Below are 13,000 nucleotides of genomic sequence, written 5' to 3'. Positions count from 1 at the left end.
CTGATCTCGCCCCATCGTCGCATGGGGGTGTCATCTAAGTATTTGAAATATCTTAAGGCGATCAAAACTTTTAATCATGTGGTCGTGGGTTCGATCCCCACCCCGCTCACCAGCGAAATCAACCGGCATGCGTGATCTTGTGGCGACGACCGATCGGTTCGATCGGGTGCGTTAACCTGCCGGAAACCAAACCGCCCTAGCGTTTTCGGCATGGTTATTCGCCGCGGTCTCCGGTCCATCTTCGTGACACTGGCCCTCTATCTCGTGTCGGGGGCGGCCGTGGCCTATTTCATGTTCCATGCTCAGCACGGTGCGCGCGGCCTCGAAGCGCGCGGCGCTATCCGGGAGTCGCTGCGCGACATGGAGGGTGAACTCGCCACCCTGACGGCCGAGCGCAAATCCTGGGAGCAGAAGCTCGCCCTGGTGCGCAGCGAGGCCGTCGACCGCGACCTCCTCGAAGAGAACGCCCGCGCGATCCTCGGCCGGACCCATAAAAACGACGTCGTCATCATGGGGCGCTGAGCGGCGATAGCCGGACGCCCGCGCGGGGATTAAGGCTCGCGTGACGGTTCAGTGCGTCGCTCCGGTCTCGATCCTGCCCGAAAGGCGGGTTCCGTCTTTCGGCCCGCACGTTCCAAAAAGCGCTACGCTTTAGTCTCGGACGTATCGATTAACTTAATTCCAGTTAAAGTGTCTTGCTCCTTGTTTTTCAATGGGTTATGTCATGTTGCATTGCGAGATAGCGTGCTCGCCAAGGTTTTTCCGATCCTCTACAACAATAGTCGGATGACCTTGGAGGACCGCCTATGGCTGTTGCTGCGCGTAAGTCGAAAGCTCCCGCTCAACCCAAAGCCGCTGCAAAGCCGGCAAAGGCCCGCGCGGGCAAGGAAGGCGCCGGCAAGGTCGAAGGAGCTCTCAGCAACACCGCGACCTTCACCAAGGACGAAGACCTCCATGCCTATCGCGAGATGCTGCTGATCCGGCGCTTCGAGGAGAAGGCCGGCCAGATGTACGGCATGGGCCTGATCGGCGGCTTCTGCCATCTCTATATCGGCCAGGAAGCCGTCGTCATCGGCATGCAGATGGCATCCAAGGATGGCGATCAGGTCATCACCGGCTATCGCGACCACGGCCATATGCTGGCCTGCGGCATGGAATCGCGCGGCGTGATGGCGGAGCTGACCGGCCGGCGCGGCGGCTATTCGCGCGGCAAGGGCGGCTCGATGCACATGTTCAGCCGCGAGAAGAATTTCTACGGCGGTCACGGCATCGTCGGCGGGCAGGTATCGCTCGGCACCGGCCTCGCCTTCGCCGACTGGTATCGCGGCGACAACACGGTCTCGATGACCTATTTCGGCGATGGCGCGGCCAACCAGGGCCAGGTCTACGAGAGCTTCAACATGGCCGAGCTCTGGAAGCTGCCGGTCGTGTTCGTCATCGAGAACAACCGCTATGCGATGGGCACCTCGGTGAACCGCGCTTCGGCGCAGACCGATTTCTCCCGCCGCGGCGTTTCCTTCGGCATCCCGGGCGAGCAGGTCGACGGCATGGATGTCCGCGCGGTGCGCGAGGCCGGCCTTCGCGCGATCGAGCATGCCCGCTCCGGCAAGGGCCCGTATATCCTGGAGATGCAGACCTATCGCTATCGCGGGCATTCGATGTCCGACCCGGCGAAGTACCGCTCCAAGGACGAGGTCCAGCGCATGCGCGAGGAGCACGATCCGATCGAGCAGGTCCGCGCCCGCCTCGTTCGCGACTTCAAGGTCGGCGAGGACGAGCTCAAGGCGATCGACGCCAAGGTGCGCGAGATCGTCAACGATGCCGCCGAGTTCGCGACCCATGATCCCGAGCCGGATCCGTCGGAACTCTACACCGACATCCTGCTGGAAGCCCCGCGGAGCTGATCGCTCCGCGTCTGCCGGCCTTCATCCTTTCCCCGCGTCTTAGAATCCGGGTGCGTTCATGCCGATCGACATTCTCATGCCTGCGCTTTCTCCCACCATGGAGGAAGGAAAACTGGCCAAGTGGCTGAAGAAAGAGGGCGATCAGGTCAAGGCCGGCGATATCATCGCCGAGATCGAGACCGACAAGGCGACCATGGAGGTCGAGGCGGTCGACGAGGGCGTGCTCGCCAAGATCCTCGTCGCCGACGGCACCGAGAACGTCGCCGTGAACACGCCTATCGGCGTGATCGCCGCCGAGGGCGAGGATGTCTCGGCCGCGGCCAGCGGTGCTGGCAAGGCCGCTGCTCCTGAAGCCAAGGCCGCGCCGGCTCCTGCTGCGGAAGCGGCTCCCGCCGCCGCCCCGGCCGCCAGCGTTCCCGCCCAGGCGAAATCCTACGATTCCTCGTCGGAATTCCCGGCCGGCGCCGAGCTCGTCAGCACCACGGTCCGCGAAGCGCTGCGCGACGCGATGGCCGAGGAGATGCGCCGCGACAAGGACGTCTTCGTCATGGGCGAGGAGGTTGCGGAGTATCAGGGCGCCTACAAGGTCACCCAAGGGTTGCTGCAGGAATTCGGACCCAAGCGCGTGATCGACACGCCGATCACGGAGCACGGCTTCGCGGGCATCGGCGTCGGCGCGGCGCTCTCCGGCCTGAAGCCGATCGTCGAGTTCATGACCTTCAACTTCGCCATGCAGGCGATCGACCACATCATCAACTCGGCTGCCAAGACGCTCTACATGTCCGGCGGCCAGATGGGTGCGCCGATCGTGTTCCGCGGCCCCAACGGCGCGGCCGCCCGCGTCGGCGCCCAGCACAGCCATGACTACGCGGCGTGGTACTCGAACGTGCCGGGCCTCAAGGTGGTGATGCCCTACAGTGCCTCCGACGCGAAGGGCCTGCTGAAGAGCGCGATCCGCGATCCCAACCCGGTGATCTTCCTCGAAAACGAGATCATGTACGGCAAGTCCTTCGACGTGCCGAAGGGCGATGACTTCCTGATCCCGATCGGCAAGGCGAAGGTGGTGCGCCCGGGCACGGACGTGACGATCGTCTCCTTCGGCATCGGCATGACCTATGCGCTCGGCGCCGCCGAGGCGCTGGCCAAGGAGGGCATCGAGGCCGAGGTCATCGACCTCAGGACGATCCGCCCGATGGATATCGAGACCGTCATCGCCTCGGTGCAGAAGACCAATCGCTGCGTCGCGGTCGAGGAAGGCTTCCCGCAGTCCGGCGTCACCGCCGAGATCGGCATGAAGATCATGGAGGCGGCCTTCGATTACCTCGACGCTCCCGTCGCCCGCGTCACCGGCAAGGACGTGCCGATGCCCTACGCGGCCAATCTCGAGAAGCTCGCTTTGCCGAATGTCGGCGAGGTCATCGCGGCGGCCAAGGCCGTCTGCTATCGCTGAGTGGGGGGCTGACCGATGCCGACGAACATCCTGATGCCCGCGCTCTCTCCGACGATGGAGAAGGGCAATCTCGCCAAGTGGCTGAAGAAGGAAGGCGACACCATCAAGTCCGGCGACATCATCGCCGAGATCGAGACCGACAAGGCCACGATGGAGGTCGAGGCGGTCGACGAGGGCGTGCTCGCCAAGATCGTGGTGCCGGAAGGCACGGCCGATGTCGCGGTCAACGAGGTGATCGGCGTGATCGCCGGCGAGGGCGAGGATGCTAAGAGCATCTCCGCCCCGGCGGCTGGTGGTGCTGCGCCCGCCAAGGCCGAGGCTCCCAAGGCTGAAGCGCCGGCCGCCGCTGCGGCTCCCGCACCGGCTGCGGCCGCTCCCGCGGCGGCTCCGGCCTCTGCCGGCGGCAGCCGTTCGTTCGCCTCGCCGCTCGCCCGCCGCATCGCCAAGGACGCCGGGCTCGACCTCAATGCGATCAAGGGCTCCGGCCCGCATGGCCGCATCGTCGAGAAGGATGTCGAGGCTGCCAAGGCCGGCGGTGGCGCCAAGGCGGCTCCGGCTGCGGCTGCGGCCGGGGCTCCGGCCGCCAAGCCTGCGGCTGCACCGCTCGCGAGCGGTCCCTCGGACGAGCAGGTCAAGAAGCTGTTCGAGCCGGGCTCCTACGAGGAGGTCCCGCATGACGGCATGCGCAAGACGATCGCGCGCCGCCTGACCGAGGCCAAGCAGACGGTTCCGCATTTCTACGTCACCGTGGATTGCGAGCTCGACGCGCTGCTCAAGCTGCGCGGGGAGCTCAATGCCGCCGCGCCGGAGAAGGATGGCAAGCCGGCCTACAAGCTCTCGGTCAACGACATGGTGATCAAGGCGCTCGCGCTGGCGCTCCGGGCCGTGCCGGACGCGAACGTGTCCTGGACCGACAACACCATGCTCAAGCACAAGCATGCCGATGTCGGCGTCGCCGTCTCGATCCCCGGTGGTCTGATCACGCCGATCATCCGCGATGCCTGCCACAAGAGCCTGTCGCAGATCTCCAACGAGATGAAGGACATGGCGGCCCGCGCCAAGGCTCGCAAGTTGAAGCCCGAGGAGTATCAGGGCGGCACGACGGCGGTCTCCAATCTCGGCATGTTCGGGGTCAAGGACTTCGCGGCGATCGTCAATCCGCCGCATGCGACGATCCTGGCGGTCGGCGCCGGCGAGCAGCGCGTCATCGTCAAGGGCGGCCAGCCGGCTGTCGCGACGGTGATGTCGGTGACGCTCTCGACCGACCACCGCGCCGTCGACGGCGCGCTCGGCGCCGAGCTTCTCGCAGCGTTCAAGGGCTATATCGAAAAGCCCATGGCGATGCTGGTTTGACGATGGCTGCCCGGCGGGCGCCACGTTCTCTGACAGCCGGCATGGAGGCCTTGGCTTCCATGCTCGGTCCCGGACGGGGCATCGAGCCGAAATCCATGCTGAACGCCGCTGGCCTTGCTGTTTCAGGCAAGGTGTTCGCTTTCGAGCATGATGGCGCGCTGGTTCTCAAACTGCCGCGTGATCATGTCGAAGGCCTCGTTGCTTCCGGAGCGGGGCGCTCCTTTGGAACGCCGGGACGGATCATGAAGGAGTGGGTCGCGGTCCCGACGCAGCGGCCCGTCGACCAGGCGGCACTGGCCGAGGCTGCTCTGGAATTCGTCGCAAGATCAATCAAGCCGGCAGGCCGCTAGGCCGCATAGTTTGTTCACGAGGTGGTCTTCATGGCTGACTACGACATCATCGTCATCGGATCCGGCCCCGGCGGCTATATCGCTGCCATTCGGGCGGCGCAGCTCGGCTTCAAGACCGCGATCGTCGAGCGCGAGCATCTTGCCGGCATCTGCTCGAACTGGGGCTGCATCCCGACCAAGGCGCTGCTGCGCTCGGCTGAGATCCTGCATTACGGCCAGCACGCCAAGGATTACGGGCTGGTCCTGGAAGGCTCGTTCAAGGCCGATCTGGAGGCGATCGTGAAGCGCTCGCGCGGCATCGCCGCGCGGATGAACAACGGCGTCCAGTTCCTGATGAAGAAGAACAAGGTCGACGTGATCTGGGGCGAGGCGAAGCTCACCAAGCCCGGCACGATCACGGTCGCGCCGACCAAGAAGCCGGCCATGCAGCCGCAGACGCCGCCGCCGAAGAATGCCAAGGGCGAGGGCACTTATACCGCCGATCACATCATCGTCGCGACCGGCGCCCGGCCGCGTGCGCTGCTTGGCATCGAGCCGGACGGCAAGCTGATCTGGACCTATTTCGAGTCGATGGTGCCGGCGAAGATGCCGAAATCGCTGCTCGTGATGGGCTCCGGCGCCATCGGCATCGAATTCGCCTCGTTCTACCGGACGATGGGCGTCGAGGTGACCGTCGTCGAGGTGCTGCCGCAGGTCGTGCCGGTCGAGGATGCCGAGATCGGCGCCTTCGCCCGCAAGGCCTTCGAGAAGCAGGGCATGAAGATCATCACCAGCGCCAAGGTGACGAAGGTCGAAAAGGGCGCAGATTCCGTCACCGCTCATATCGAGGACGAGAAGGGCGGCAAGCAGACGATCACCGCGGATCGGATGATCTCGGCCGTCGGCGTCGTCGGCAATATCGAGAATCTCGGGCTCGAGGCCCTCGGTGTGAAGACCGATCGCGGCTGCATCGTCATCGACGATCTCTGCCGGACCAACGTCAAGGGCGTCTATGCGATCGGCGACGTCGCCGGCCCGCCGATGCTGGCCCACAAGGCCGAGCATGAGGCGGTGATCTGCGTCGAGGCGATCAAGGGCCTGCATCCGCATCCGATGGACAAGCTGATGATCCCGGGCTGCACCTATTGCCACCCGCAGATCGCCAGCGTCGGCCTGACCGAGGCGAAGGCCAAGGCCGCCGGCCACGAGATCAAGGTCGGCCGCTTCAACTTCGTCGCCAACGGCAAGGCCGTGGCGCTCGGCGAGGATAGCGGCCTGGCCAAGACGATCTTCGACGCCAAGACCGGCAAGCTGCTCGGCGCCCATCTCGTCGGCCCGGAAGTGACCGAGCTGATCCAGGGCTTCGTCGTTGCCATGAACCTGGAGACGACCGAGGAAGAACTGATGCACACGATCTTCCCGCATCCGACCCTGTCGGAGGTGATGAAGGAAAGCGTGCTCGACGCCTACGGCAAGGTCCTGAACGCCTGAGGCTTCGCCTGCAGGTGCCGGCTCGAAGCCTCACGACTGTCATTCCGGGGCGCGCCGCAGGCGCGAACCCGGAACCCACGATTGGGTCGGACATCTTGTGCCTTGCTACAGCCGGCTCACCCCGTCGTGGGTTCCGGGTTCTTCGCTCCGCGAAGCCCCGGAATGACAAACTACGCCGCCCGAAAATGACGCCCTGTCTCTAGCGCTGACGCTTGGCGACCGCCCATCCGCGCTCCATATTGCGCCGATGCCGCCACGCACCCGCAAATCCGCCAAGCCCGATCGCGTCGTCCGCGACGAGGAGATCGAGATCCTGCCGCCGCGCCGGACATTGCCGCTCGACTGGAGCGTCATCGTGCCGACCGTGGCCTTCGGCACGTTTACGGGCTTTGCGGCCAGCTTGGTCGTCGGAGGCGGCGGCTTGATCCGCCATGCCGTCGTCGGCGTGCTCGGCATGCTGGTCGGGCAGGGCATCGTGCGCCTGACCGGCTGGCGCCTCAACACGGGCTATAGCTTCCTCGACGATGCCGGCATGGCGGTCATCGGCGCCATCCTCGTCATCCTGCTGGCGCGCTTCATCGCCTGAGATAGCATCGCGAGCGGAACCGGCGGCGCCCCAAGTCGTTGGTAGGCGCGCATCCACGCATGGCTAGGGGGATATCCGCGATGGAAAGCTTTGCCGCCACCATGGCCCAGCCGGGCTATGGCTTCTTCATGACGCTGCTGATCGGCGTCCTCGCCGGCTGGATCGCCGAGCGCCTGACCTCGTCCGATCACGGCCTCTTCACCAATATGCTGGTCGGCGTCGCTGGCTCCTTTGTCGGCGCCAAGGTCGCGGAACTCATGGACATTCCGGTGTTCGGCTTCTGGCGGACACTCACTGCTGCGGTGGCCGGCGCGATCATCGTCATCGTGATCTGGAACGCGGCCCGCGGTCGCAGGTGAAGCACTGTTGCCCAGGCCGGTGGTTGCGGCAGAGCGCTTTGGGGATTAGCTAGAGGGAGCCGGCTTGGCCGGCTCCTGCTGTTGAAGCCCGGACCCTGTTATGGCGCTTGTTCTCGACCTGCTGAACCGCGATCCGCGGCCCAATGCCGGCAATCCGAAGGCGCAAGCCACGGAAGTCCGCCACCCCGAGAAGCAGAAGCGGCCGGAGAACCCGGTCCTGCGCAAGCCGGACTGGATTCGGGTCAAGGCGCCGGGCTCGCCGAAATGGGCCGAGACCAAGGCGATCGTGAAGGCCGAGAAGCTGGTCACGGTCTGCGAGGAGGCCGGCTGCCCCAATATCGGCGAGTGCTGGGAAAAGAAGCACGCCACCTTCATGATCATGGGCGACACCTGCACGCGGGCCTGCGCCTTCTGCAACGTGAAGACCGGTGTGCCGCAGCCGCTCGATCTCGAAGAGCCGCGCAAGATCGCCGAGGCCGTCACCAAGCTCGGGCTCGAACATGTCGTGATCACCTCGGTCGACCGCGACGATCTCAAGGACGGCGGCGCCGAGCATTTCGCCCAGGTCATTCGCGCGATCCGCAAGGCTTCGCCCAGCACGACCATCGAGATTCTGACGCCCGACTTCCTGCGCAAGCCGGGCGCGCTCGAAGTGGTCGTGGCGGCCAAGCCCGACGTCTTCAACCACAATCTCGAGACCGTGCCGGGCAAGTACCTGAAGGTGCGGCCGGGCGCGCGCTATTTCCATTCGCTGCGTCTGCTGCAGCGGGTGAAGGAGCTCGATCCGACCATCTTCACCAAGTCCGGCATCATGGTCGGCCTGGGAGAGGAGCGGAACGAGGTGCTCCAGTTGATGGACGACCTGCGCTCGGCCGAGGTCGATTTCATGACGATCGGCCAGTATCTCGCGCCTTCGCGCAAGCACCACGCCGTGATCCGCTTCGTCACGCCGGACGAGTTCAAGAGCTTCGAGACCATCGCCTATGCCAAGGGCTTCCTGATGGTGTCCTCGACGCCGCTGACCCGGTCCTCGCATCATGCCGGCGAGGATTTCGCCAAGTTGCGTGCCGCGCGCGATGCCCAGATCGGTATCGGCCATAACAGCCGCGGCTGAGAAGGCACGTTCTCGATGCCGATGTTCAACAGCAGCCGCCGGGTGAAGCACTCGCCCGAGCAGATGTTCGCGCTCGTGGCGGATGTCGAGACATATCCGCAGTTCCTGCCGCTCTGCGAAGGGCTCACCGTGCGCCGGCGCACGCCGCGCGAGGGCGGCGGCGAGGTGCTGCTGGCCGACATGACCGTGGGCTACAAGGCGATCCGCGAGACCTTCACCAGCCGCGTCACGCTCGATCCGGACAATCTCAAGATCCTCGTCGAATATGTCGACGGGCCGTTCCGCTATCTCGAGAACCGCTGGACCTTCAAGCCGCACGAGGCGGGCTGCGAGATCGGGTTCTTCATCTCCTACGAATTCGCCAGCCGGATGCTCGGCCTGCTGATGGGCGCGATGTTCGACAAGGCCTTCCGCAAATTCGCGGAAGCCTTCGAGAAGCGCGCCGAACTGGTCTACGGGCGGAATGCCCCTACGGCAGTGACGGGGTCTTAAGCCCCGCGTGGCATGGTTCGGCCATCAGCCGAGGACATGCCCATGGATGCATCCGCAGCGCAGACGGTCGATCGCCTTCACGCCCGCCGCGTGGCCGCGACGCTTCCCGTCTATATCGCGACGATCTTCGTCTCGGCCTTCCTGCTGTTCGGCATCCAGCCGATGTTCGCCAAGATGGTGCTGCCGAAGCTCGGCGGCTCGCCGGGCGTCTGGTCGGTCGCCATGGTGTTCTTCCAGGCCGTGCTGCTCGCGGGCTATGGCTACGCGCATCTGCTCGTCAGCCGCCTTTCCCTGCGCCGCGCGGCGCTGATCCATCTGGCGCTGATGATGACAGTCCTGGCGATCAGCCTGCCGATCCATATCGCTGCCGGCTTCGAAAGGCCGCCGCAGGAGGGGGAGGTCACTTGGCTGATCGGCCTGTTCGCGGCCTCGGTCGGCTTGCCCTTCTTCGCCGTCTCCGCCAATGGCCCCCTGCTTCAGGCCTGGTTCGCCCGGTCGGGTCATAGCCACGCCGCCGACCCCTATTTCCTTTACGCTGCATCGAACATCGGCAGTTTCCTGGCTCTGATCGCCTATCCCTTCGTCGTCGAGCCGTTGTTGCCGCTCGCCATGCAGGCCAGCGCCTGGACCTGGAGCTTCGCGCTTCTGCTTGCCGGGATTGCCGGTTGTGCCGGGCTCGCCATCGGTACGGGCCGGATGGATGCTTCCACGCCGGCCGCTGCCGCGCCGGCCGTGCCCGTCACCCATGCGCAGCGCTTCGGCTGGGTCGCACTCGCCTTCGTGCCGTCGGGGTTGCTGGTCGCGGTTACCGCGCATGTTTCCACCGACGTCGCCGCCGTGCCGCTGCTCTGGGTGGTGCCTCTGGCGCTGTTCCTCCTGACTTTCGTCATTGTCTTCCAGCGCCGGCCGATCCTGCCGCATCGCTGGATGCTGCGCCTGCAGATCGTCCTGATGCTCGGCGTACTTGCTGCCTTTCCGTTCAAGTCGTGGGTCGGCTGGGGCCTCTCGCTGGCGCTGCATCTTGGGCTGTTCTTCGTAACGGCCATGGTGGCGCATGGCGAGCTCGTGAAGCGGCGCCCCGATGCTTCGCGCCTCACCGAATTCTATCTGTGGATGTCGTTCGGTGGCGTGCTTGGCGGGCTGTTCTGCGGCCTGCTGGCGCCGATGCTGTTCAATGCGGTCATCGAGTACCCGATTCTGGTGATGGCGGGATTGCTTTGCCGTCCTGAAGTCATCGCGGGTCGCGCGAAGGGCGCCGTGAAGCTCTACCTCGTCTCGGCGACCGCAAGCGTGATGATTTTCCTTGTGATCAGCGACTGGCAGCGCACCGATTCGATCCGCTCCTTCTTCGGCATCAACCGCGTTTCCGAAACCGAGGATGGACGCTTCCGCAAGCTCACGCACGGGACTACCGTCCACGGGGTGCAGCGCCTCCGCAATGACGACGGCAGCATGGTCACCAGCCGCCCCGAGCCGTTGAGCTACTACTTCACCGGCGGAGCCATCGCGGACGGTATCGATGCGGTACGGCGTGCGCGCGGCGGAAGGTTGGGCAAGGTCGCCTCGGTCGGCGTCGGCACGGGCTCGCTCGCCTGCCAGATCCGCCCCGGCGAAGACTGGAGCTTCTACGAGATCGATGCCCGCGTGGTTTCGCTCGCGACCGATCCGGCGCGCTTCTCCTTCATCAGCCAGTGCGCTCCGCATGCGCCGTTCGTGATCGGCGATGCGAGGCTGACGCTCACCGATGCAGCCCCCGGCTCGCTCGACCTGATCGTCGTCGATGCGTTCTCCTCGGACGCGATCCCGATTCACCTGCTGACGCGCGAGGCGATCGGGCTCTACCTGTCGAAGCTGACCCCCAATGGTGCGCTGCTATTCCACATCTCCAACCGAAACATGGACCTGGCTCCCGTGGTCGCGGCGACGGCACGCGAGCATGGGCTTATCACCTGGATCAGCCAGTATCGTCAGACACAGGAGCTGGCGGATCAGCACAAGTTCCTGTCCCTGGTCGCGATGGTCGTGCGCGATCAGGCCGATCTCCGCTTCGCGGCAGGTGAGCGTTGGCGGGTGGAGCAGGGGGGCGGGACGCGGCCCTGGCGCGACGATTACTCAGACGTCATCGGCGCGATCTGGCGCAAGCTCTCGCGCTGAACGAGGTCAACCGGCGGCGTCGCGCAGCAGCCCAAGCGCGATGATGACGGAAAGCCGCCGGATCTGGTCGCGCGACAGGGGGCCGAAGCGCATTTCGCGATGGGCCGTGCCGGTTGGCCCGGCGCAGGCAAAATGGACCAGGCCGACAGGCTTGCGGTCCGTGCCGCCACCGGGGCCGGCGACGCCGGTAACGGCGACGGCCAGGTCTGCGGAAAGCCGTGTGCGACCTCCCGCGGCCATCGCGCGAGCGACCTCTTCGCTGACGGCGCCGTGAGCCTCGATCAGGGCGGCAGGCACGCCGGCCAGCGCCGTCTTGGCGCCGTTGGAATAGGTCACCAGCCCGCCATTGACGACATCCGAGGAGCCCGCGATCGCGGTCAGGGCGCCCGAGACCAGCCCTCCCGTGCAGGATTCGACCGTGGCCACGCTGAGGCCACGGTCGCGGCAAGCTGCCAGGACCGTTTCGGCCAGCACGGTGATCTCCGCATCGAACATGGCTAGTCCTCCTCGGGCAGGCGGATCGTTGCCGTCCCAAATGCGACGAGGCCCTCGCGCCGGCCGGTGAAGCCCATGCGCTCCGAGGTCGTCGCCTTGATCGCGACCTTGCCGAGCGGCAGGCCGGCGATCGCTGCGATCTCGGCGCGGATGACCTCGCGGTGCGGGCCGATCTTCGGGGCCTCGCACACGACGGTCAGGTCGAGAAGGTCGATCCGCCCGCCGCGTTCGCGCACCCGCTGCGCGGCGAAGGCAAGGAACTGGGCCGAGGCTGCGCCGCGCCATTGCGGATCGCTCGGCGGGAAATGCGTGCCGATATCGCCGTCTGCGAGCGCGCCGAGCAGGGCGTCGGTCAGCGCGTGGAGCGCGACGTCACCGTCGGAATGGGCGATGACGCCCTGGTCGTGGCCGATCCGGACGCCGCCGAGCCAGACATGGTCGCCCGGCCCGAAGGCATGGACATCGTAGCCCGTGCCGACCCGCGTCACGAGCGCCTTGCCCGGTTGTGCGGAGGCCCGCAGGAAATCTGCGGCATGGGTCAGCTTCACGTTGGCCGGGTCGCCCTGGAAGGTCGCGACCGGATGGCCGGCCCATTCCATCAGGGCGGCATCGTCGGTGAAGCCATCGAGCAGGGCCGCCTCCGCGGCCTCATGGGCCTCCAGCAGGGGCCTGAAGCGGAAGGCCTGCGGCGTCTGGACGGTGACGAGTTGGTCGCGCGGCGGGGTCTCGGCGACATGGCCGTCGGCGCTGGTGCGCTTCACTGTATCGGTGACGGGCAAAGCGGGGATCGCGGCGATGCCGCCGGCACCGAGCCGGTGGATCGCGGCGCTGATCTGGGCGCGCGAAACGAAGGGGCGGGCCGCGTCATGGACAAGCACGATACCGTCGAAGCCCTCGCGCGACAGCGCGAGCAAACCGCGCCGCACCGAGGCCTGGCGCGTTGCACCGCCGAGCGTCGGCGTCACGAGACGGGAGCCGTCGATGCCGGCCATGGCATTGGCGTAGCGTGCCTCGTCGCCTTCGCCGATGACGATGGCGATACGCTCGATCGCCGGCTCCGCCAGGAAGGGCGTGAGCGCATGAGCGAGAACGGGGCGGCCGTCGACCAGCCGGTACTGCTTCGGCTCGCCATCGCCGGCCCGCAGGCCGCGGCCGGCCGCGACGAGCAGGGCTGCAACCGGCGGAAGCGCATCGGATTGACGGAGCACGGCGCTGGATCCTGTCTGCAAGCGGGTCAAGAGCGCATGCCATAACCAATTCCGCTGCGATGGGG

At 66.1% G+C, this 13,000-nt stretch carries 13 protein-coding genes; 11 read left to right on the top strand and 2 right to left on the bottom strand.

Translation table 11 applies throughout. The features are described from left to right. The first annotated feature begins 243 nt into the window (after window positions 1–243). From ACODTJ_RS14840 to ACODTJ_RS14790, 11 genes are all read left to right on the top strand, one after another. A complete protein-coding gene (locus tag ACODTJ_RS14840) occupies window positions 244–522 on the top strand; it encodes an FtsB family cell division protein (RefSeq protein WP_454656883.1) in 279 nt (92 codons plus the stop codon). A 284-nt stretch (window positions 523–806) separates the two neighbouring features. Continuing rightward, entirely contained in the window at window positions 807–1,904 is a 1,098-nt protein-coding gene (gene pdhA, locus ACODTJ_RS14835; protein ID WP_454656884.1) for a pyruvate dehydrogenase (acetyl-transferring) E1 component subunit alpha, read from the top strand. 58 nt (window positions 1,905–1,962) lie between these two features. Next, window positions 1,963–3,354 carry a pyruvate dehydrogenase complex E1 component subunit beta gene (locus tag ACODTJ_RS14830; protein WP_454656885.1) on the top strand — a complete coding sequence of 464 codons (1,392 nt, stop codon included), beginning with the start codon at window positions 1,963–1,965 and terminating at the stop codon, window positions 3,352–3,354. 15 nt (window positions 3,355–3,369) lie between these two features. Next, window positions 3,370–4,707, top strand: coding sequence for a pyruvate dehydrogenase complex dihydrolipoamide acetyltransferase (locus tag ACODTJ_RS14825; protein WP_454656886.1), 1,338 nt, complete (start codon window positions 3,370–3,372; stop codon window positions 4,705–4,707). Window positions 4,708–4,802: 95 nt separating this feature from the next. Next, complete coding sequence (locus ACODTJ_RS14820; protein WP_454656887.1) at window positions 4,803–5,057, top strand: hypothetical protein; 255 nt, start codon at window positions 4,803–4,805, stop codon at window positions 5,055–5,057. 30 nt (window positions 5,058–5,087) lie between these two features. Further along, a complete protein-coding gene (lpdA, locus tag ACODTJ_RS14815; RefSeq protein WP_454656888.1) occupies window positions 5,088–6,527 on the top strand; it encodes a dihydrolipoyl dehydrogenase in 1,440 nt (479 codons plus the stop codon). Window positions 6,528–6,774: 247 nt separating this feature from the next. After that, window positions 6,775–7,113 (top strand): GlsB/YeaQ/YmgE family stress response membrane protein, encoded by a 339-nt coding sequence (locus ACODTJ_RS14810; protein ID WP_454656889.1) that lies wholly within the window; start codon window positions 6,775–6,777, stop codon window positions 7,111–7,113. 80 nt (window positions 7,114–7,193) lie between these two features. Continuing rightward, entirely contained in the window at window positions 7,194–7,472 is a 279-nt protein-coding gene (locus ACODTJ_RS14805) for a GlsB/YeaQ/YmgE family stress response membrane protein (RefSeq protein WP_454656890.1), read from the top strand. Between the two features lie 100 nt (window positions 7,473–7,572). Next, the gene (gene lipA, locus ACODTJ_RS14800; protein ID WP_454656891.1) at window positions 7,573–8,586 is read left to right on the top strand and encodes a lipoyl synthase; all 1,014 of its coding nucleotides are present in this window, start codon (window positions 7,573–7,575) and stop codon (window positions 8,584–8,586) included. A gap of 15 nt (window positions 8,587–8,601) precedes the next feature. Next, window positions 8,602–9,078: a type II toxin-antitoxin system RatA family toxin gene (locus tag ACODTJ_RS14795; RefSeq protein WP_454656892.1), complete on the top strand. Its 477-nt coding sequence runs from the start codon at window positions 8,602–8,604 to the stop codon at window positions 9,076–9,078. Between the two features lie 42 nt (window positions 9,079–9,120). Further along, window positions 9,121–11,232 carry a fused MFS/spermidine synthase gene (locus ACODTJ_RS14790; RefSeq protein WP_454656893.1) on the top strand — a complete coding sequence of 704 codons (2,112 nt, stop codon included), beginning with the start codon at window positions 9,121–9,123 and terminating at the stop codon, window positions 11,230–11,232. 6 nt (window positions 11,233–11,238) lie between these two features. Here ACODTJ_RS14790 and ACODTJ_RS14785 read toward each other — a convergent pair whose 3' ends face one another. Together ACODTJ_RS14785 and ACODTJ_RS14780 are read right to left on the bottom strand one after the other, a co-directional pair. Continuing rightward, complete coding sequence (locus ACODTJ_RS14785; protein WP_454656894.1) at window positions 11,239–11,727, bottom strand: CinA family protein; 489 nt, start codon at window positions 11,725–11,727, stop codon at window positions 11,239–11,241. Between the two features lie 2 nt (window positions 11,728–11,729). Next, entirely contained in the window at window positions 11,730–12,935 is a 1,206-nt protein-coding gene (locus tag ACODTJ_RS14780; RefSeq protein WP_454656895.1) for a bifunctional 2-C-methyl-D-erythritol 4-phosphate cytidylyltransferase/2-C-methyl-D-erythritol 2,4-cyclodiphosphate synthase, read from the bottom strand. Between the last annotated feature and the right edge of the window lie 65 nt (window positions 12,936–13,000).

This window comes from Allobosea sp. FG18 (assembly GCF_057809495.1).
Note: the sequence above shows the minus strand (reverse complement) of the source record. Positions and strands in the feature narration are given on the sequence as shown.